Annotated in this window: 16 protein-coding genes; 6 read left to right on the top strand and 10 right to left on the bottom strand. The window is 43.5% G+C overall.

The features are described from left to right. Positions 1-37: 37 nt before the first annotated feature. The 6 genes from aroL to gpt form a co-directional block, all read right to left on the bottom strand. On the bottom strand, positions 38-568 hold the full coding sequence (gene aroL / locus AACX68_RS01805) for a shikimate kinase AroL (RefSeq protein WP_228858328.1): 531 nt from the start codon (positions 566-568) through the stop codon (positions 38-40). A 164-nt stretch (positions 569-732) separates the two neighbouring features. Next, positions 733-1,986: a glutamate-5-semialdehyde dehydrogenase gene (gene proA, locus AACX68_RS01800; protein ID WP_228858327.1), complete on the bottom strand. Its 1,254-nt coding sequence runs from the start codon at positions 1,984-1,986 to the stop codon at positions 733-735. A gap of 10 nt (positions 1,987-1,996) precedes the next feature. Beyond that, positions 1,997-3,100 carry a glutamate 5-kinase gene (gene proB, locus AACX68_RS01795; RefSeq protein ID WP_099120189.1) on the bottom strand — a complete coding sequence of 368 codons (1,104 nt, stop codon included), beginning with the start codon at positions 3,098-3,100 and terminating at the stop codon, positions 1,997-1,999. A 323-nt stretch (positions 3,101-3,423) separates the two neighbouring features. Beyond that, positions 3,424-3,813 (bottom strand): sigma factor-binding protein Crl, encoded by a 390-nt coding sequence (crl, locus tag AACX68_RS01790; protein WP_228858326.1) that lies wholly within the window; start codon positions 3,811-3,813, stop codon positions 3,424-3,426. A gap of 73 nt (positions 3,814-3,886) precedes the next feature. Next, on the bottom strand, positions 3,887-5,134 hold the full coding sequence (gene frsA / locus AACX68_RS01785) for an esterase FrsA (protein WP_228858325.1): 1,248 nt from the start codon (positions 5,132-5,134) through the stop codon (positions 3,887-3,889). A gap of 240 nt (positions 5,135-5,374) precedes the next feature. Further along, positions 5,375-5,833 (bottom strand): xanthine phosphoribosyltransferase, encoded by a 459-nt coding sequence (gpt, locus tag AACX68_RS01780; protein WP_228858324.1) that lies wholly within the window; start codon positions 5,831-5,833, stop codon positions 5,375-5,377. A 258-nt stretch (positions 5,834-6,091) separates the two neighbouring features. Here gpt and pepD point away from each other — a divergent pair, with 258 nt between their 5' ends. After that, entirely contained in the window at positions 6,092-7,552 is a 1,461-nt protein-coding gene (gene pepD, locus AACX68_RS01775; RefSeq protein ID WP_228858323.1) for a beta-Ala-His dipeptidase, read from the top strand. Positions 7,553-7,658: 106 nt separating this feature from the next. On the opposite strand, the gene dinB is transcribed toward pepD, so the two are convergent. Next, on the bottom strand, positions 7,659-8,714 hold the full coding sequence (gene dinB, locus AACX68_RS01770; protein ID WP_228858322.1) for a DNA polymerase IV: 1,056 nt from the start codon (positions 8,712-8,714) through the stop codon (positions 7,659-7,661). 452 nt (positions 8,715-9,166) lie between these two features. Here dinB and AACX68_RS01765 point away from each other — a divergent pair, with 452 nt between their 5' ends. Beyond that, a complete protein-coding gene (locus AACX68_RS01765) occupies positions 9,167-10,411 on the top strand; it encodes an MFS transporter (protein ID WP_228858321.1) in 1,245 nt (414 codons plus the stop codon). A 47-nt stretch (positions 10,412-10,458) separates the two neighbouring features. Here AACX68_RS01765 and AACX68_RS01760 read toward each other — a convergent pair whose 3' ends face one another. Then, the gene (locus AACX68_RS01760) at positions 10,459-12,501 is read right to left on the bottom strand and encodes a choline transporter (RefSeq protein WP_228858320.1); all 2,043 of its coding nucleotides are present in this window, start codon (positions 12,499-12,501) and stop codon (positions 10,459-10,461) included. A gap of 209 nt (positions 12,502-12,710) precedes the next feature. On the opposite strand from AACX68_RS01760, the gene betI reads away from it, so the two are divergent. From betI to betA, 3 genes are read left to right on the top strand one after another with little or no spacing between them, the layout of a single operon-like run. Then, the gene (gene betI, locus AACX68_RS01755; RefSeq protein ID WP_099110763.1) at positions 12,711-13,292 is read left to right on the top strand and encodes a transcriptional regulator BetI; all 582 of its coding nucleotides are present in this window, start codon (positions 12,711-12,713) and stop codon (positions 13,290-13,292) included. Positions 13,293-13,326: 34 nt separating this feature from the next. Further along, positions 13,327-14,805: a betaine-aldehyde dehydrogenase gene (gene betB, locus AACX68_RS01750; protein WP_228858319.1), complete on the top strand. Its 1,479-nt coding sequence runs from the start codon at positions 13,327-13,329 to the stop codon at positions 14,803-14,805. Between the two features lie 27 nt (positions 14,806-14,832). Further along, positions 14,833-16,524: a choline dehydrogenase gene (betA, locus tag AACX68_RS01745; RefSeq protein WP_228858318.1), complete on the top strand. Its 1,692-nt coding sequence runs from the start codon at positions 14,833-14,835 to the stop codon at positions 16,522-16,524. 191 nt (positions 16,525-16,715) lie between these two features. Here the strand turns inward: betA and AACX68_RS01740 are convergent, their stop codons facing one another. Then, positions 16,716-17,153 (bottom strand): GNAT family N-acetyltransferase, encoded by a 438-nt coding sequence (locus tag AACX68_RS01740; RefSeq protein ID WP_228858317.1) that lies wholly within the window; start codon positions 17,151-17,153, stop codon positions 16,716-16,718. 161 nt (positions 17,154-17,314) lie between these two features. Continuing rightward, positions 17,315-17,821, bottom strand: coding sequence for an apolipoprotein A1/A4/E family protein (locus AACX68_RS01735; protein WP_228858316.1), 507 nt, complete (start codon positions 17,819-17,821; stop codon positions 17,315-17,317). A gap of 190 nt (positions 17,822-18,011) precedes the next feature. Between AACX68_RS01735 and AACX68_RS01730 the strand changes: the two genes are divergently transcribed. Then, entirely contained in the window at positions 18,012-20,327 is a 2,316-nt protein-coding gene (locus AACX68_RS01730) for a TonB-dependent hemoglobin/transferrin/lactoferrin family receptor (RefSeq protein ID WP_228858315.1), read from the top strand. Positions 20,328-20,360 lie beyond the last annotated feature (33 nt).

Raw genomic sequence — 20,360 nt, 5'->3', positions numbered from 1 at the left:
GTCTTATAATAAATAAGCGTAAAAATAAAAAAATATATCAAATTATCTGTTTATATTGACTTAATATATAGCTTTGAATTTCAAGAACGATATTTTCTATCGATAAGGCAGCATCGACTATGAGGTGCGCACATTCACAATAGAGGGGTTCCCTCTCTGCCAATACTCCGGTTATTTCTTCTGTTATGGATTTTCCGGTCAGGCTGGGGCGCTGTGAATTCTCCGGATTAAGAGAGAGCCGCTCTACCAAAACGGAAGCGGGTGCCTGCAAATAAACCACAATACCGTTTTGCCGCATATACTGCCGATTTTCCGCTGCTAACACCATTCCACCACCGGTAGACACAACTCTGTTTTGCTGACTAACAGTTTTCAGTGTTTCGCTTTCCAGATTTCTGAAATAATCCCAGCCACGCTGCTCAACAAGCTCCGCAATTGTCATTCCACAAGAAATCTGGACATCTTCATCAGTGTCAACAAATTGATACGATAATACTTCAGCCAACACATTACCTATTGTCGTCTTCCCTGCACCTCGTGCACCCACGATAAATAGAGTCTGTTTCATTTCGTTGCTTTCCTGAAGTTTTGTGTTGTTAAACCTAAATACAAAGTATAGTAACTAAACATTTACACCTATGTAAAAAATATATGTTCTTGTATATAAAAAGCCACACTTTACATTAAGTGTGACTTACTCTGATTAAATATTACTTAAAATTAATATTGTCATTATCGACGGGAAAGGTAATCTCCGTAACCAATCCATTTGTAAGTCGTCAGGGCATCCAGACCCATTGGGCCTCTGGAGTGTAGTTTCTGAGTACTGACAGCAACTTCAGCTCCTAAACCAAACTGACCACCATCAGTAAAGCGTGTGCTTGCATTTACATATACCGCCGAAGAGTCAACACGATGAACAAAATAATCAGCATGTTGTAAACACTCCGTCAGAATAGCATCCGAATGGGCTGTACCATAATGACGTATATGCTCAATCGCTTTATCAATATTGCTGACAATTTCCACATTCATGTCCAAAGAAAGCCATTCATCACAATAGTCTTCTTCTGTCACGGCAACCACTTTTGCCGGGCCATCCTGCAACAGTGCCATTGCTGACGCACCTGCATGCAGTGTTACGCCCTGCGATTTCATTCTGGCACTCAGTTCCGGCAGGAAATCAGCGGCTATTTTTTCATGTACGAGCAAAGTTTCCAATGCATTACATGCGCTTGGACGCTGAATTTTAGCATTAGTGATAACTTCCAGTGCTTTTTCAAAATTCACATGCTCATCCACAAACGTGTGACAAACGCCAATTCCTCCGGTGATTACCGGAATAGTGGACTGCTCACGGCAAAGTTTATGCAAACCGGCACCACCACGCGGGATCAACATATCGATATAGCGATCCATTTTCAGCATTTCGGCAACCAGTTCACGATCTGGTTTATTAATTGCCTGTACTGCTGAGGCTGGCAAGCCACTTTGTTCCAGCGACTGCTGAATGACTTTAACCATTGCCTGATTAGTATGATGAGTTTCCTTACCACCACGTAATATCACTGCATTCCCTGTTTTCAGGCACAGTGATGCGACATCAATCGTAACGTTGGGACGGGCTTCATAAATTACCCCAATTACCCCAAGAGGAACACGGCGGCGACTCAGTTGCAGCCCGCTATCCAATAATTGTCCGTCCATCACTTGACCGACAGGATCAGCCAGACGGCAAACCTGACGGACGTCATTGGCAATCGCACTCAAACGCTCCGGAGTCAGTAATAAGCGATCAAGTAATGCTTCATTCATCCCCTGTTTACGGGCTTGTTCCATATCCTGCTGATTGGCTGTGAGGATCACTTCTGCTTCTTTTTCAAGTAAATCAGCAATGTGACTCAGGGCCTGATTTTTCTGACTAGTACTTAATTGAGCCAGTTGCCATGATGCTGCCTTGGCTGCTTTTCCCATCTGCTCTAGCATGGTGGAATCCTTAACTTACGATCATATCATCACGATGCACAGCAACTGCACCATATTCATAACCTAATATCTGGCTGATTTCCTGTGAGTGACGGCCTGCAATCAGGCGTAAAGCATCACTGTTGTAACGGCATACACCGTGAGCCAGTTTCTTACCGGATAAACTACAGATGCGGACCACTTCACCACGGGAAAAGTCGCCTGTAATGCTTTTAATGCCTTTCGGCAGTAAAGAGCTGCCTTTTGCGAGAATAGCCGCTTCTGCGCCATCATCGACAATAATTTCGCCCGCAGAAGGAGCACCGAAAATCCAGCGTTTGCGATTTTCCATCGGGCTGGTTAAACCATGAAAACGTGTTCCTACTGATTTTTCTTCAATCACATCAGCAATCACATTTTCTCTGTTACCGGCAGCGATAATGACATCAATGCCGGCACGGCCAGCAATTCCTGCCGCCTGAAGCTTTGTTGCCATCCCTCCGGTTCCGAGGCCAGATACACTGTCTCCGGCCATCATTTTGAGTTCATCGCTAATATCGTGTACTTCACGGATAAGTTTAGCATCAGGATTATTACGGGGATCAGCAGTATACAGACCTTCAATATCTGTCAGGAGCAATAACTTATCCGCAGTGCCCAGAATTGCCGCCAGTGCAGAAAGATTATCGTTATCACCGACTTTAATTTCCGCCGTTGCTACCGCATCATTTTCATTGATAATAGGGATAATGTGATTATCAAGCAGTGCATGCAACGTATCCCTTGCATTCAGGAAACGTTCGCGATCTTCCAGATCGGCACGAGTCAGTAACATCTGCCCGACGTGGATGCCATAGATGGAGAAAAGTTGCTCCCATAGCTGAATCAGGCGGCTTTGCCCTACGGCTGCAAGCAATTGCTTTGAAGCAATGGTTGCCGGAAGATCCGGATAACCCAAGTGTTCCCGACCTGCTGCAATTGCACCGGAAGTCACAATAATAATACGGTGACCTTTCTCATGTAACTGCGCACATTGCCGAACCAACTCTACTATGTGAGCACGATTCAAACGGCGGGAACCCCCTGTCAGTACACTCGTTCCCAGTTTCACAACCAATGTTTGTCGGCCATTCATCATATTTCTGCCATTATTAATTTGAAAAAGCTAATTTGAAAAAACAATAAATTCAAAACACATTCAAAAACAGTGCTCAGTTTTAGCAGGAGAGAAGCATTATGCCAACTGGCATAACACAAAATTCAAAAAAAGTTGATTTATACCCTGTGAATTTCAAGATACAGCCAAAAACCGGCCTCTGGTGATAGACAGAAGAGTATCAGTACACTCCGGCAACACAGACAACTCTGTAGCCGGGGTGCAGCTATCCAAAAAACAGCGCAGCCAGTAAGGCTGCAACTTAAAATCTGGCGGGGATAAAATAAACCCGGTTAATAGACTTAATTCTGTGGGGTGAAGGTATTTTCGGATGGGCTAAGCGTGAGTTTAAGGTTCCCCAAAGAATCAGACAGGCGTTGATGAAACGCCTGTAATGTCGATTCAAGCTGCCTGAGATCTGCTTCTTTTTTGATATTCATAGGCAACCACTCACCATGTTTATCAAACAGACCTATCTGATAATTATAAACGAACCCTTTTTCCTGTCGTTCCAATTCTAACCACCAGCCCCAGAATTCCCGTTTTTCTGGCGCTGCTTTAGCACTAACGCAGACCGCCAGACAATCAAAGAAGAAATAGTCATTTTGGCATTTTAACTCGCGTAAATAAGGCCCTAATGCAGAAAAACTCTTCAACAACTTATTTCTGGAATAATTTACGGGTACAGTCATACAAAGGTCTCCTTTATAAACAGGAGAACAGTTGTATCAAATGATTAAAAAATTTCAATGATTAAATTTCAGTTTAGTTAACTTTATCTTTCAACCATACACTTGCTGCGTGTAATGCCTTACTAAAACCACTATAAGCTGGCATAGCAGGAATAGCTAATAAAGAGCCATCCAGCGAAGATCTGGCAATCAGTTTTGAATCTTCCGCCGGGCTAAAAATGTCATCTTTCCAATACACTGAAAACATTGGCACAGAACAGCGACGACCCAGTAACCCCTGATTTTTTAATGAATAACAACTCAGTTCTGAACGCAAAACGGCTTCATCCACATGATAGATACCCAAACGACTAGCGAGTATATCGATATACATTGACGGAATTTTCTGCTGCAATTTCTCATTATGCAGCAATTCATGCACAACCGGGCTGACCACTGCCACACCCTTAATAAGACTGGATTCCAGATAGGCAAGACGAACGGCAATATTGGCACCGAAACGGAAACCAAAAATACCTATTCTTGTATGATCGATCCACGGGATGCTATCCAGTTGCTGCAATACCTGCTGATGAAGAGCACAGGTATCCTGTGTCAGCGTAAATCTCGCTGAATAACCTACGGAAGGCATATCCACCGTTAGCATCGCAAAGCCCTGTGGTGAGAAATGGTCCCGAAACAGTCGCCAGCAATCACTTTGCAGGCTGTCAATACCAGAGCAAACCAGTATTGTTGGGCATGGTTCCTGAACTCCGGGAGGAATATGCAGTAAACCGGTAACAGTTTTGCCATCTTCCAGCTGAAATTTCAGTTTTTTCAGTTGATAGTCAGAGAAATGTGCTGCATTTTCATAGGCTTTATTAGCCAGAACAACCGCCTGATCAGCCAGCTCATCACCATGCAGATGAGGATAGGCAGCAATGCTGTATAGCATTGAAGCTCTTAACCAGCACTGACTGGCTTCCGATGCCTGCTCAACATGTTGTGCTTTCTGTTGCCAGAGCATAGCCTGCTGTGACCATTCATATACCCAGTTCCCTTTGCGATAACCAATTACCGTATCCAATAGATGGTCATAACTGCGTTCAGCATCTGTTACAGCAATCCTGCTGAGGATTTCCTGAATCTCCAGCGGATTGATGCCCCTCCAGATCCAGGCAAGCCAGTTAATCATGCGATACCAGCGTTCCTGATGTTCGCCATCGAGCATTTTATTATCAGCATGAGCTGATGATGGCAAAACGTATTTTACCAGTGTAGACGTTTCCTGCTGTTTAACCTGTGGTTTAAACAGTGATTCTGAAAGGTTCTGTTTAGTCATGACAAAGAAATTTATTACTGCTTATTACAAGATATCCAATAAATTCTGAGCTGCATTGCGATAACAAAAGAATACCAGATTCGTCGGAACGAATTTGCTCAGCCAAAGGCTGGCCTCCGGTGAGAAGCAAGAGCCTCTCTCATTAAAATCCCCAGTGGCATAGATAACTATGTGACTGGGGCGTAATAATGTAAAGCAAAGCAACCAGCAAAGAAATAACTGGAAAAATGAAGGGAATAATTACTGATCGCAAATAGGTGGTACGAACATTACGCCCATATCCCACGGCTGTTCAATCCATGTATTCTGTGGGATATCAATCACATAATCATCTACTAACGGACGACCTGCTGGTTTGGCAAAGATCGTCACAAAATGCGCTTTTGGATACATTTCACGAATTGCCTGAGCAGTGCCGCCGGTATCAACCAAATCATCAACAACGATAAAGCCTTCGCCATCTCCTTCGGCTTTCTTCAGCACTGTTAATTCACGCTGATTATTGTGGTCATAGCTGGAAATACAGACTGTATCAACATGGCGGATACCCAGCTCACGGGCCAGCAAGGCACCCGGCACAAGACCTCCACGACTTACAGCAATAATGCCTTTCCACTGCTCTACAGGAAGTAAACGCTGCGCCAGTTTACGGGCATGTATTTGCAACATATCCCACGTTACGACATATTTTTCGCTCATAAAATTTGATCCTGGAAACTAAGAATATTTTCAGAAAAGAGTTTGTTGCGGAATAAAGGTTGCGCGGGATTATAGTGATTTGAGCCCGCAAAAACCAGCAAAAACAAGGAACATCCTGATCCTGAAAGCGCATTACTAATCAGAAAATGGTATTCTCAGGCATAACATAGACACTGGGCAGCTCAAGATGATAAAGCCCTCCGAGATGTCAAACATTACACTTATATTTCATCAAGATGAAGTTACAGGAGATTCGCCGTGTCCGAATTATCAACATTATCCCCCCAACCATTATGGGATATTTTTGCTAAAATTTGCTCCATTCCACATCCATCCTATCATGAGGAAGAACTTGCTTCTCACATCATTGAATGGGCTGAGGATAAAAACCTCCATGTTGAACGTGATGAAGTCGGTAATATTCTGATAAGAAAACCGGCCACAAAAGGCATGGAAGACCGTAAAGCGGTCGTACTTCAGGCTCATCTTGATATGGTTCCGCAAAAGAACAATGATACACAGCATGATTTCGCGAAAGATCCTATTCGCCCTTACATTGATGGTGACTGGATAACCGCAGAAGGTACAACGCTGGGCGCAGATAATGGTATTGGTATGGCTTCCGCGCTGGCAGTACTGGCCGATGAATCTGTCAAACACGGCCCTCTGGAAGTGTTACTGACCATGACTGAAGAAGCGGGTATGGATGGCGCATTTGGTCTTCAACCGGGCTGGTTGCAGGCTGATATTCTGATCAATACCGATTCAGAAGAAGAAGGCGAAATCTATATGGGTTGTGCCGGGGGTGTAGATTATGTTTCCAAACTGCCACTTTCCCGCGAACCCCTGCCAGCAAACTACCAAACGCTACAACTGACCATTAAAGGATTAAAAGGTGGTCATTCCGGTGGTGATATCCATCTGGGATTAGGTAATGCCAATAAATTACTGGCCCGTTTCCTTGCTGAATACAGTGATGAACTGGAGCTGAAACTGATCCATTTACAGGGTGGTACTCTGCGTAATGCAATCCCTCGTGAAGGTTCTACTATCATTGCCGTCCCAACAGGACTAATGCCAAAACTACATCAGGTAAAAGATAATTATCTGGAAATACTGAAGAACGAATATGCGGTCGCTGAAACTAACCTGACTCTTTTGTTGGATGACGTCAAAACTTCATCACAGGCATTAACGGCAGATTGTCAGTCCCGCTTTATCGCTATGCTGAATACAATGCCTAACGGTGTTATTCGCATGAGTGATGTTGCAAAAGGTGTTGTAGAAACATCCCTGAATGTGGGTGTTGTCAATATGGAAGAAGACCACGTCGAGGTTATCTGCCTTATCCGTTCACTGATTGAAAGTGGCAAGGCTTATGTTGTCGGGATGCTCAACTCTCTGGCCAAACTTTCCGGCGCAGAAGCAACAGCAAGTGGTGACTACCCGGGCTGGCAACCGGATGCCGATTCTCCAGTGATGCACTTAGTGCGTGAAACTTATCACCAGCTGTTCGACAGTACACCAAACATTATGGTAATCCATGCAGGTCTGGAATGTGGGTTATTCAAAAAACCCTACCCTGATATGGATATGGTTTCCATTGGCCCAACTATCCGTGGTGCCCACTCACCTGATGAAAGGGTTCACATTAAAAGTGTTGGCCAGTACTGGCAATTACTGACAGCTATCCTGAAAGCGATCCCAGTGAAAGAATAATGTAGTTCTCCCCTGTCTACAGACAGGGGAATATTCCTTCTTCATATTCCACACACTATTTAACAGTATCTTTTTCGTAAAACAAAAGATCACTAACAAAACCGCATTACAACTCAAGCAATAGCTGTCGTTCCAGTTGTGGGCTTTGTAATGTCACATGCAGCCCAACTAACCGGACTCCCCTGCCTTCCCGACGTGTCTCCCAGGCCTGTTGGGCAACCTTCAGCAGATCCTGTTTATCCAATAGCGGATGAGTATGTTCCTGTGTCGTTAGCTGAAAATCATCAAATTTTAATTTAATACCCTGACGAGCAATGCGGAGATCTGGTTTGACCTTTCCCAGTCTTTTTTCCAGCTCGGGATAAAGCTGTTCAATCAACTCAACACAATCACGCCAGTCATGAATATCCTGCGCCAGCGTTTTTTCTACCCCAACAGACTTACGTAAACGATCAGGCTTTATCAGGCGCTCATCAATACCATGACAACGTTGCCAGAGCACAAGGCCAAATTTACCCAGTTTTTTTATTAACGCTAACTTGTCATAGTCTTGTACATCGGAACAAAGTTCTAACCCCATATCAGACAAGCGTCCGGCGGTGACTTTCCCCACTCCGGGGATTTTACGTAATGGCAGAGATTGCACAAAATCGTCAACCTGTGTGGGTGAAATCAAATACTGACCATTGGGTTTATTGATATCAGAAGCTATTTTTGCCAGAAATTTAACGGGGGCAATTCCCGCTGAAGCCGTTAGCTGCAACTCATCAAAAATCACCTGTCGAATTTCTCTGGCAATTAATGTTGCCGAACCATGACAATGCTGGCAGTCGGTAACATCCAGATAGGCTTCATCCAGCGACAAGGGTTCGATCAACTCGGTATAGCGGGCAAAAATCTGGCGGATATGTTGAGACACTTCTTTATAGTAGGCCATACGCCCTGAAATTACTTTCAGTTGAGGGCACAACTTCATTGCCATTGAGGTAGACATAGCACTGTGTACACCGTAACGGCGGGCAGGATAATTTGCAGTACTGATGACACCCCGCCTGTCAGCGCTACCACCAACAGCTATCGGGATATCGCGGAGTGACGGATTATCCCGCATTTCAATGGCAGCAAAAAAGCAGTCCATATCGATATGAATAATTTTGCGCATCTGAACTCTCCACGACAAAAATACTGTATAAATATACAGAATAAGTTCATGATATGCTACTTTTTTTAATCTGTTACTGCGCAACTTTCATTTTACTATCGTCTCTCACTATCTGAATAACATTTCATCTTTATTAATACCTTTCGTCTTTCAAGTTGCCTCTTTGTTGGCTGCGCTCACTCATTAGGTAAAGATGAAAATTATCACCTCACGATAATTTATTAATTGGTCTCGTAACATTTAAAATAATAAAACTATCAAAATTTATTATTTATTTTTATTAACATAAAAAATAAACTGCAGTTTTGTGCAATTCATGGCAGACAGATTTAACTAAAACTAACAGCAAACAATAAACTATTACAAATCACACAAAATGAAAAACCTCTTGCACAAATATCACCCTAACATTCTCAAATCCTGTTAAATTTGACTCCAAAGTAAGGACTCTGATGAGCAATAATCGTTCTTTTTATTTATATCAGATATCTGATATTCTGTTTACTTCGTCAACAAGAGCATTTGGTATGCTATTTTCCTGGTGGATGATTGAAATACTAAAGCTAGAATTAAAACTCGGCTGGTTTATCTTTTTTTGTTGGCTATTTCAGATTTTATTCTTAATTAAATTTGGAGAAATAGGTGACAAAATAAATAAGAGAAGTGTTGTGCTGTACTGTACTATCCCTTCTTTTATTCTTTTTGTTATCTCTAATCTATTAGACAGTAATTTTTATTTATCATTAGGCCTGATATATATTGCAACATCAGTTGCCACGGCTATCATTCAGCCTATAGGAATAAGTATTATTCCTGAAATAATGGATAACAAAAAACTAGACAAGGCATTTAAATATCGAGGTCTGGTAAACTCTATTAATACCATGCTTGGCCCGGCGATTTCCGGATTAATTATTCATTACTTTAATATTGATGGCTCACTGATTTTTATCGCCGTAATGTCATTACTGCCACTGATTGGGTTTTATTTTATCAAAACAAATTCAGAAAAAACGCCAGAGAAAGCCGGACATCGCGGGCAAAAAAGTATTAGAATCATTACCAAAAATTCAACAGAGATAAGACTCTCATTTGTTGCAGCTTTTTTTAATTTTGCGATTACGCCATTAATCATGTACATCCTGCCTATTATCATTTTAAATCAATTTAAACTAAGTGCCTTGCATGTTGGCATTGCTGAGGCAACCTTTGGGATTGGCATGATGCTAGGCAGCCTTGTTATCATCAATCAGGTAAACAAAATTTTTTGTAAGGCTCATACTGCTTTTATTGCTGCATTGACTATGGCGCTCTGTATTGCCGGTATATCTCATGCCGATTCTTTTACTGAATTATGCTGTTACATGTTGATCTGTGGAATAGGGTTAGTAATTTACAATATAAATACCACCTCCATTCGTTGCCTTGCAACACCAGAAAATTATCGTAATTCAATGGAATCTAAATTTACTGCTATTTGTATGGCATCCATTCCTCTGGGTATGCTGACAGCCACTTATATTATTGAGAGTTATGATATTAAAGTATTATTACTCGGTTTTTCTTTCTTCATGGCATTAATCTCGTTATTGGTTCTCTCTTCACCGAGATATATTGAGATATCAAAAATGTCAGAAAGCCAGTTAAATGGATACTACGAAAAAATCTATCCTGAGGCATTTTATACTAAAAAATAAATTATTAAATTGGCCTGCAATACTCTTGCAGGCCACCTCTGATTTATTTATACCCCATTTGGGAAAATTAACGTCTGCCCCGGAGATTCACGATTCAGGTGAATAAAATTCAGATGCTTCTCATAATGGTCGAGAATATCACTGATAATCTGTTCTTTTGTATACCCCATCAAATCATTACCCTGAGTTCCTTCTATTAAGAAAGTTTCCAGCCGGAAATAATAAGATTTGCCTAATCTTGCACGATAAGTGAATCCCGGAACAGAATAACGCTGGGGCCAAATCTGATAGATAAAATTCTGTTCATCTCCCAGATCGACAATCAACTCAATTGGAGTAAGACGTTTATCTTCTTCTGACGGCAGCATATTAAACTGCACACTTGCACCACGTAACTCCAGCTCTTTTGCAACTTCCTGCATCGCAGGACGACACACCATATCCAGCATACGCTGAGTACTTTTCGTACCCGGAAAATGCATCATACGGCTCAGGCGCTGTTTCCAGTTCAGCGATCCATTATCATGCACCAATGTCGGAGATGTATTCTGCAATGCGCTGGCTTTGCGAAAATCCTCAACCCGTAACGACTTATACAATCCCGCCATGATAAAAAAGATCACAAAACTAAAAGGCAGCCCCATAATTACCGTCATATTCTGTAACGCTGAGATACCGTCAGTCATCAAAATACCCAGCGTCAGTACACCAATCGCCACAGACCAGAATATCCGCAACCAGTTCGGTGCATCGTTATTAATGTCACTGAGATTAGACGTAAAATTACCTAAAACCAGTGAGCCAGAATCTGCCGACGTAACATAGAACAGCAGCCCTGTAATTGTGGCAACAGAGGCACTCAATGTGAAAGCCGGATAAAGTGCCAGCAGGTTATAAAACCCCCGCTCAGGATGAACTAACACCGTTTCCGCTAATTCGTGGTTGCCGTGAATAATTTCATATAACGCGCTATTGCCAAAAACAGACAGCCAAATCAGGGTAAACACAAATGGAATAATCAGCGTACCCATCACAAACTGGCGGATCGTGCGACCTCGGGAAATACGGGCAAGAAATAACCCGACAAACGGTGACCAGGCAACCCACCACGCCCAGAAGAACAGAGTCCAGCTATTCATCCATTCCGTCGGGCGCTCAAATGCGAAGCTATTGAGAGTCATCCCCATAAACCGGCTGATGTAATCACCCACATTCTGTACCAGCCCATTAAGCAGAAATTCTGTATCTCCCACAAACAGAATAAACAGCACTAATCCTAACGCTAACAGTACATTCAGCTCAGACAGAAACCGAATACCTTTGTTGACACCAGAGGTTACAGATATTGTTGCCACGATAACCGACAGCAATATTAACCCGCCCTGAACTCCCAACCCCTGCGGCAATCCAAACAACACCTTTAGCCCGTAGTTTAACTGTACAACCCCGATCCCAAGTGTTGTCGCGATGCCGAAAATCGTCCCTATCACTGCGGCAATATCCACGGTATGACCAATCGGCCCTTTGATATGATTCCCGAAAATAGGGTAAAGCGCCGAACGGATAGTTAACGGCAGATTGTAACGATAACTGAAATAGCCCAGTGCAATCCCCATCAAAGCATACATAGACCAGCCCGTCAGGCCATAGTGAAACAGTGTCCACACCATCGCCTGACGAGCTGCTTCAATTGTTTCTCCTTCACCCGTTGGCGGACGCATATATTGAGTAATCGGCTCAGCCACGGAGAAAAACATCAAATCAATGCCTATGCCAGCCGCAAACAACATTGCAGCCCAACTGAGCAGACTGAACTCAGGTTTGGATTGTTCCGGGCCGAGCTTAATAGCGCCAAAGCGGGAAGCTGCCACAAAAATGACAAAGACAATGTAAAGCGTGGCTGCCAGCAAGTAGTACCAACCAAATGTTTTCGAAACCCAGTTCAGGGTGTTTTTTATCCAGATGCTTGTTGCATCCGTAAAAAAGAGTGTGAAAAGCGAAAAGAGAATAATTAATGCAGCTGAGGTAAAAAAAACGACAGAGTTTAGTGAATCCTTCTGAGTGTTTTTTGGACTGTCTCCGGTATTCATAGGCAGTTCCTGAAGTAAGTGAAAAAGAAAAAACAAAAAAGAGTAATATCCATAATATGTTGAATAACATAATAAAAACTAAATCATCTTCAATAACCTCAACTTATTTTTGTAAAAATATTGTAATAAAACATATTTAATTTTGATTGAATGTTCAATCAAAAAAAAGTTTAATAGCCATCGAATCATTGATTGCTGAGCGTAAAGTCATGCCCAAAGTTGGAATACAGTCAATAAGAAAACAGCAACTTATTGATGCTACATTAGCTGTCATCAATGAAGTTGGAATGCAGGAAGCAAGTATTGCGCAAATAGCCAAAAAAGCTGGCGTTTCTAACGGTATCATCAGCCATTACTTCAAAGATAAGAACAAGTTACTTGAAGCCGCCATGCGGCACTTATTGCATCAACTCCAGATGGCGGTGGCGCGACGATTAAGGCTGCTCGACAACGCAACCCCTCTTCACAGGCTAAAAGCCATCATTGAAGGAAATTTTGACACCAGCCAGATTAATAGTGCAGCCATGAAAACCTGGCTGGCTTTTTGGGCAAGCAGTATGCATCAACCCAGTTTATACCGCTTACAGCAAGTCAACGAACGTCGGCTATATTCCAATATCTGTGTCGAATTCAGCAGGGCTTTGCCCAGAAGAGAAGCACAGCTTGCAGCGCAGGGGCTGGCAGCTCTGATTGACGGCATCTGGCTGAGAAGTGCCTTAAGTAGCAAACCTTTTGACGTAGAAAGTGCATTCACTATTACTTTCGATTACATCGAGCAGAAACTCAGATGACCACTCTTCCTGAATTCTGGCCTAAGGAGAACCCATGACCCGTTTTGGTTTACAGAAACTTTATATCCACGGTGCTTATGTTGACAGCACCCACCCTGATAAAAATATTTTTGATGCTGTCAATCCGGCTAATGGTGAAATCATTGCACAGCTACAATCTGCAACTGAACAGGATGTCCAGCTAGCAGTGGAAAGTGCGCAAAAAGGACAGAAAATCTGGGCAGCAATGACAGCGACAGAACGTTCCCGGATCCTGCTTAAAGCCGTAGATATTCTGCGTGAACGCAATAATGAACTGGCTGAACTGGAAACGCTGGACACCGGTAAACCCCTCTCTGAAACCCAGCAAGTTGACATCGTTACCGGTGCCGATGTTCTGGAATATTATGCAGGCCTGATCCCGGCACTCGAAGGCCAGCAAATGCCATTGCGCGAATCCTCCTTTGTCTATACACGGCGAGAACCGCTGGGTATCGTCGCAGGCATTGGGGCATGGAACTACCCAATCCAGATTGCTCTGTGGAAATCAGCCCCTGCACTGGCAGCGGGTAATGCCATGATTTTCAAACCCAGTGAAGTGACATCCCTCACCGCCCTGAAACTGGCTGAAATTTATACCGAAGCAGGTTTGCCTGATGGTGTATTTAACGTACTGACAGGCATGGGGCATGAAGCGGGCCATTATCTGGCTGTCCATCCGAAAATTGCCAAAATGTCTTTTACCGGCGGAATCACCACCGGTAAAAAAGTGATGGCTAATGCATCCGGTTCAACACTGAAAGAAGTCACGATGGAACTGGGTGGAAAATCTCCGCTGATTATTTTTGAGGATGCCAATCTGGATCGGGCGGCCGATATTGCCATGATGGCAAACTATTTCAGCTCAGGTCAGGTTTGTACCAACGGCACACGTGTTTTTGTCCCGAAAGCACTGCTTCCTGATTTTGAAAATAAAATAATGGAACGCGTTAAACGGATCCGCGTTGGTTCACCTCTCGATCTGAATACCAATTTCGGCCCTCTGGTGAGTTTCCCCCATATGGAATCAGTGCTGCGCTATATAGAAAGCGGCAAAAATGCGGGCGCTCGATTGCTGTATGGTGGTAAACGCCTTATGGACGGTGAACTGGCGAAAGGGGCATTTGTTGCACCAACCGTCTTCACAGACTGCACAGATGACATGCTTATTGCACAGGAAGAAATTTTCGGCCCGGTGATGTCTATTTTGGCCTATGAAACAGAAGATGAAGTCATCGCCCGTGCGAACAATACGGATTACGGCCTCGCCGCCGGAGTGGTGACAAACGATCTCTCCCGCGCCCATCGCGTAATCCACCAGCTGGAAGCAGGGATCTGCTGGATCAACACTTGGGGAGAATCACCAGCTGTTATGCCTGTCGGCGGCTATAAACATTCCGGGGTCGGTCGTGAAAACGGATTGGTCACACTGCAACATTACACACAGACTAAATCTGTACAGGTTGAACTGGGTAATTTTGAATCGCTATTTTAAACAATGACTGAAACAGAGGAGATAACAATGGTATTTGACTACATTATTATCGGTGCTGGTTCAGCGGGTAATGTGCTTGCAACTCGTTTAACGGAAGATCCGAATATCACTGTCCTACTGCTGGAAGCTGGCGGGCCTGATTATCGATTTGACTTTCGCACTCAAATGCCAGCAGCGCTGGCATATCCCTTGCAGGGAACCCGTTATAACTGGGCGTATGAAACCGATCCTGAACCCTATATGAATAACCGCCGTATGGAATGCGGACGAGGCAAAGGGTTAGGAGGATCATCACTGATCAACGGCATGTGTTATATCCGTGGTAATGCGCTGGATTTTGACCACTGGGCAAAACAGCCGGGTCTGGAAGACTGGTCATACCTTGATTGCCTGCCTTATTTCCGCAAGGCAGAATCACGGGATATCGGCCAGAACGATTATCATGGCGGAAATGGTCCCGTCAGCGTGACAACGCCAAAAGCCGGTAATAATGAGCTTTTCCATGCAATGGTGGAAGCGGGTATTCAGGCGGGTTATCCGGCTACGGATGATCTGAATGGTTACCAGCAGGAAGGCTTTGGCCCAATGGATCGCACAGTTACGCCCAAAGGCCGTCGTTCCAGCACTGCCCGTGGTTATCTGGATCAGGCCAGACAGAGGGCTAACCTGACCATCATCACCCATGCCTTAACGGATACAATCACATTTGAAGGTAAAACCGCGGTTGGCGTTACTTTTTATCAGGGTAATAATTCCACACTAACGCAGGCCACTGCACAAAAAGAAGTGTTACTTTGTGCCGGAGCAATAGCTTCCCCCCAGATTTTACAGCGTTCAGGGGTTGGCCCTGAGGAAGTTCTGCAAGAATCATCGATTCCTGCTGTGCATATCCTGCCGGGAGTCGGGCAAAATCTTCAGGATCACCTTGAGATGTATCTGCAATACGAATGCCTCAAACCTGTTTCGCTCTATCCTTCCCTCAAATGGTACAACCAGCCCATGATTGGCGCAGAATGGTTATTTAAGGGGACGGGAGTGGGTGCCAGCAATCAGTTTGAAGCCGGTGGCTTTATCCGTACCAGTGAAAAATTTGACTGGCCCAATATTCAGTTTCATTTCTTGCCGGTAGCCATCAATTACAATGGCAGCAACGCAGTCAACGAGCATGGTTTTCAGGCTCATGTTGGTTCGATGCGTTCCCCGAGCCGCGGTCACGTGAAAATCAAATCACGTGACCCACGCCAGCACCCGAGTATTTTGTTTAACTACATGTCTACCGAACAAGACTGGCAAGAGTTCCGCGATGCTATCCGTATCACGAGAGAGATAATGGCCCAGCCTGCTCTCGCTCCCTATTGTGGTCGGGAGATAAGCCCCGGAGCGGATATCCAGACAGATGATCAACTGGACGCTTTTATTCGTGAACGTGCTGAAACCGCTTTTCACCCATCCTGTAGCTGCAAAATGGGGCTTGATGAAATGGCGGTGGTTGATGGTCAGGGGCGTGTACATGGCGTTGAGAATTTACGGGTTATTGACGCCTCTATTATGCCGGAAATCATTACCGGTAATCTGAACGCCACAACGATTATGATAGCAGAGAAAATTGCGGATAAAATTCGGGGGAATGCACCTCTGCCCCGCAGTCAGGCAAAATACTATGTCGCCAATGGCGCTCCCGCCCGAAAATCAGGGCTAAGCAATTCGTCTACAAATTAATACTTATACCCTATGGATTTCGAGTTGCATCGCGGCGGCGAGGGAACTCATCCCCGGGAGCATAGAAACTATGTGACTGGGGGGTGTGAGCGTAGCCAACAAAGAGGCAGCTTGAAAGACGACGGGTATATTGAAAATACGGGAAATAGCAAAGTCATTTTTAGCTACTTTTCCCGTATTACATATAATGTTTACAATAAATCTAATTCCATAAAAATATGCTCTGCTCCGTCTTCCATATAGATTTCACCTTTTGTTTGATAACCAAGGCTTTCATAAAATGGCTGAGCATGACATTGTGAGGATAAACCAATCGTTGCCACCCCATTTTTGCGGGCATAATTCTCAACAAACTCCATCACCAGACGGCCGATTCCTTGACCCCGATAGGCTTTCAAAACAGCAACACGCCCCACTTTAAGCATATCGTTGTGCTGTGGAACAGCTCTTAAGACGGCAATAGGATTTTCAGCATCAAATACCACGACATGCAGGGCAATATCATCATATTCATCAATATCAATTTCATCAGCAAACCCTTGCTCATCCGTGAAAACGTACTTGCGGACATTGAAAGCATGCTGAATTAATTCAGGGTCTTGTCTTCCTAAACTGTGTTTTATTTTCATTGTTATATCCTAAAAATAATGACGTACAGAAGAATGGAATAGTAAAAATAGTGACAAGAATGTAAAAAAACAAGGGCACTCTTTGCCAGAGCGCCCTTCTGATTTCAACTAACAAACTATATCCAATGGATTTCTAGAAGAACCTAAAGAGAGGAAAGGTATTATCCTTCTTCTTTCTTACCATCATCACCTTTAAGTTTATTAATTAAATCATCCGTTTTTTTATCGGCCTCGGATTTTATTTCTTTCGATTTCGATTTTGCATCATCTGTAAGCTGATTAATTTTATCCGTAGCCTGCTGCTGTATTTCCCCAGTTTTATTTTTCAGCTGATCAGCCGCATCATTGACAGATTTAGTGATGTCATTCTTTAAATCTTCCGTTTTGGATGGCAGTTGGCTTATGGTTTTCTCAGTCGAACTCCCCGTACTACTCTGGCCTTCCTTCGAATTATCTACCGCTTTCTGGTCTTCATGATTAGCATTGTCTTGCGTTCCCTGTGGCTTTTCCTTTGTATCCAAGTTGTTCTGCTCTGAATCCTTCTTCATTTGCGTTGCACTATCTTCAACCGGTTTGGTTGAGTCTTCCGCTTTTTTGGCTGCATCATCACAGCCCGCAATGAATGCCACAATTCCAACCAGAAATAGAGCACTAAGAATCTTCTTCATTGACTAACCCCTTGCACTTACGGAAATAACCTTGCAAATGGGTGTCCTGGCTTTCTATGCCATAACATCCATAAGCTCTTTGTCGTAAACCTTGCTGATAAAAATAATTCTCATTTTTATCTGCCCGATTTGTTCTCTTAGGTGACTTATAGCAATGCAATATTTCATACAGACATATTTCGGGAAATTTATGGCAAATAATAGTCAAAATTTAGGAAAACGCCCAATCGCAACTTTTATCCGAAAAATTTTAAACGGAACATTTTCTGGCACTCTGGTGCTGGGAACAGCATTTTCCAGTTCAGTTTCGGCTACTGAAAATCTTTCTGACCAAAAGCCAGAAAAGAAAAATGAGGTGATGCGGCTATCAACGCTTTCTGTTCTGGGAAGCACTCGTAACAGTACCAGTGCAGGTAGTTCAGCACTCAAAAAGGAAGATATTGACCGGACTCAGGCGGATAATATTGCTGAGCTGCTCGGACAGCTTCCCGGGGTTTCGATGGCTGGTTCACCACGTCCCGGTGGGCAGACATTAAATATCTGGGGAATGGGAGAGCAAGAAGATGTCAAAGTGACACTGGATGATGCCCCAAAAGGGTTTGAGAAATACCGTCAGGGATCTATCTTCATTGAGCCGGAATTAATCAAACGTATTGATGTCGATAAAGGGCCGCATAATATTTTGAATGGTAATGGTGGATTTGGTGGTTCTGTTAAAGTTGTGACTAAAGATGCCAATGACTTATTACGCCCTGACGAGGATTGGGGTGGATTTATTAAGCAGAGCTTCCATACCAATGACAGGCAATGGATCAACAGCGCTGCGTTATATGGCCGAGATCCGAATGGCTACGCGGATGGCTTGCTGTATTTCAGCAAACGAGATGGTCATAATATCAAGCGCCCCGATGGGACACGTTTTGAGTTTTCACAAAATAATCAAACTTCCTATTTATTGAAAACCAATTTCTATCCTAATGACACGCATACTGTCAGCTTATCTGCTATGCGTTCAGAGTCAGATGGCTGGCAACCGTGGGCTGCTAAACGGGATAAAATGAATGTACCAACTGAAAGCGACATAGAAAAATATGGCTGGAATGATGCATGGCGAAAACTTTTGGTATTTCGAGATCAAATAGATCAAAACTATTCAGCTAAATGGAATATCGCACCAGAAGATAACCCTTGGTTAAATTTAACCATAACCTCAGCCTATTCAAATACCAGACAAAATGATCGACGCCCTGAGATAAAGGATGTAAAACCCACATCCGCATCACTTATGGGGCAAAAAAGCTGGATTAAGTATACTGATACCATGGTTGATATCAGTAATAAAAGCGTATTCTCTACCAATCTTATAGAGCATGAATTATTAGTTGGTGCCCGCTGGCATAAAAATGATCGTGATGTCCTAATGTTTGATAAAAATAAAAAGAAAGATCCTACATTTAATTATGGCTATTATCAGCCCGGTTATATGCCAGCCGGAGTTCAGCAAACTTATAGCCTATTTACTCAGGACTCTCTGAAAATAGACAGCGTTACCGTAACACTAGGAGCTCGTTATGATCACATCAAAAACACCGGAGAAAAAAACAAAGCATCTGCTTATAACAATATGTCACCTGAAATTAATCATGACTACAGCAGCGTAACTTACGCAGGTTGGTCTCCCCATTTAGGTACAATATGGCAGGCACACAAAAACCTATCACTTTTCGCTGATATCAGCCGCACATGGCGTGCCCCCGTTGTTGATGAACAATATGAAGTTCAGTCAGCAAAAACCAGCCTACCAGGATCCAGCCGTAATCTTGATGTTGAGAGAATGACAGGCATTCGCCTCGGTGCAATTCTTGATTTCGATGATTTAATGCTTGAAGGTGACAGCCTGCAAATCCGTACCACTTTATTCCGCAACCGTGGCAAAAACGAAATTTTCAAAAGGCGTGGAATATACTGTAAAGCCCAGTTAGATGGTATTTCGTATACAAATTGTGAAAAACCACTTTCCAATTATCGAAATCTGCCGGGTTATACCATAGAAGGATTGGAAATAGAGACTTTCTATGATAGCAGGGTACTGTTCGGAAAATTTTCCTTTTCCACCATTCGCGGCCAACGTGATGCTTCCATGCGTGATCCGTGGATAGGGCATAAAACCTGGATTACTGAAATTCCTCCAAGATCTGCACATGCGATGCTCGGCATTAAAGTTCCACAGTGGCACATGGCAATGGGGTGGAAAGGTGAATTTATTCGTAAACAAGACCGTTCAGCATCTGATAGTGATCCAATGGCAAAAAGTTGGGATCTACCAAAAACCAAAGGTTATGCCCTGCACGGCCTGTTTGCAAGCTGGCAACCACCTTTTATACAAGGTCTTGAAGCTCGTATCACCGTCGATAACCTGTTCAATCGAGATTATTACCCATACTTAGGGGAAGCTAGTGCAGGCATTGGCCGCAACTATAAACTCAGCATTTCACAGCAGTTCTGACTGCCATTAAACATCCAATGCAATATACCCTCT

It is taken from the genome of Xenorhabdus sp. PB61.4 (assembly GCF_963894935.1).
Classification (GTDB): domain Bacteria; phylum Pseudomonadota; class Gammaproteobacteria; order Enterobacterales; family Enterobacteriaceae; genus Xenorhabdus; species Xenorhabdus stockiae.
This window is presented reverse-complemented; position numbering and strand designations above follow the sequence as displayed.

Bases quoted from the DNA above. Each gene is read 5' to 3' on its own strand.
- aroL (WP_228858328.1), bottom strand. From the start codon at position 568: ATGAAACAGACTCTATTTATCGTGGGTGCACGAGGTGCAGGGAAGACG.
- proA (WP_228858327.1), bottom strand. From the start codon at position 1,986: ATGCTAGAGCAGATGGGAAAAGCAGCCAAGGCAGCATCATGGCAACTG.
- proB (WP_099120189.1), bottom strand. From the start codon at position 3,100: ATGAATGGCCGACAAACATTGGTTGTGAAACTGGGAACGAGTGTACTG.
- crl (WP_228858326.1), bottom strand. From the start codon at position 3,813: ATGACTGTACCCGTAAATTATTCCAGAAATAAGTTGTTGAAGAGTTTT.
- frsA (WP_228858325.1), bottom strand. From the start codon at position 5,134: ATGACTAAACAGAACCTTTCAGAATCACTGTTTAAACCACAGGTTAAA.
- gpt (WP_228858324.1), bottom strand. From the start codon at position 5,833: ATGAGCGAAAAATATGTCGTAACGTGGGATATGTTGCAAATACATGCC.
- dinB (WP_228858322.1), bottom strand. From the start codon at position 8,714: ATGCGCAAAATTATTCATATCGATATGGACTGCTTTTTTGCTGCCATT.
- AACX68_RS01765 (WP_228858321.1), top strand. From the start codon at position 9,167: ATGAGCAATAATCGTTCTTTTTATTTATATCAGATATCTGATATTCTG.
- AACX68_RS01760 (WP_228858320.1), bottom strand. From the start codon at position 12,501: ATGAATACCGGAGACAGTCCAAAAAACACTCAGAAGGATTCACTAAAC.
- betI (WP_099110763.1), top strand. From the start codon at position 12,711: ATGCCCAAAGTTGGAATACAGTCAATAAGAAAACAGCAACTTATTGAT.
- betB (WP_228858319.1), top strand. From the start codon at position 13,327: ATGACCCGTTTTGGTTTACAGAAACTTTATATCCACGGTGCTTATGTT.
- betA (WP_228858318.1), top strand. From the start codon at position 14,833: ATGGTATTTGACTACATTATTATCGGTGCTGGTTCAGCGGGTAATGTG.
- AACX68_RS01740 (WP_228858317.1), bottom strand. From the start codon at position 17,153: ATGAAAATAAAACACAGTTTAGGAAGACAAGACCCTGAATTAATTCAG.
- AACX68_RS01735 (WP_228858316.1), bottom strand. From the start codon at position 17,821: ATGAAGAAGATTCTTAGTGCTCTATTTCTGGTTGGAATTGTGGCATTC.
- AACX68_RS01730 (WP_228858315.1), top strand. From the start codon at position 18,012: ATGGCAAATAATAGTCAAAATTTAGGAAAACGCCCAATCGCAACTTTT.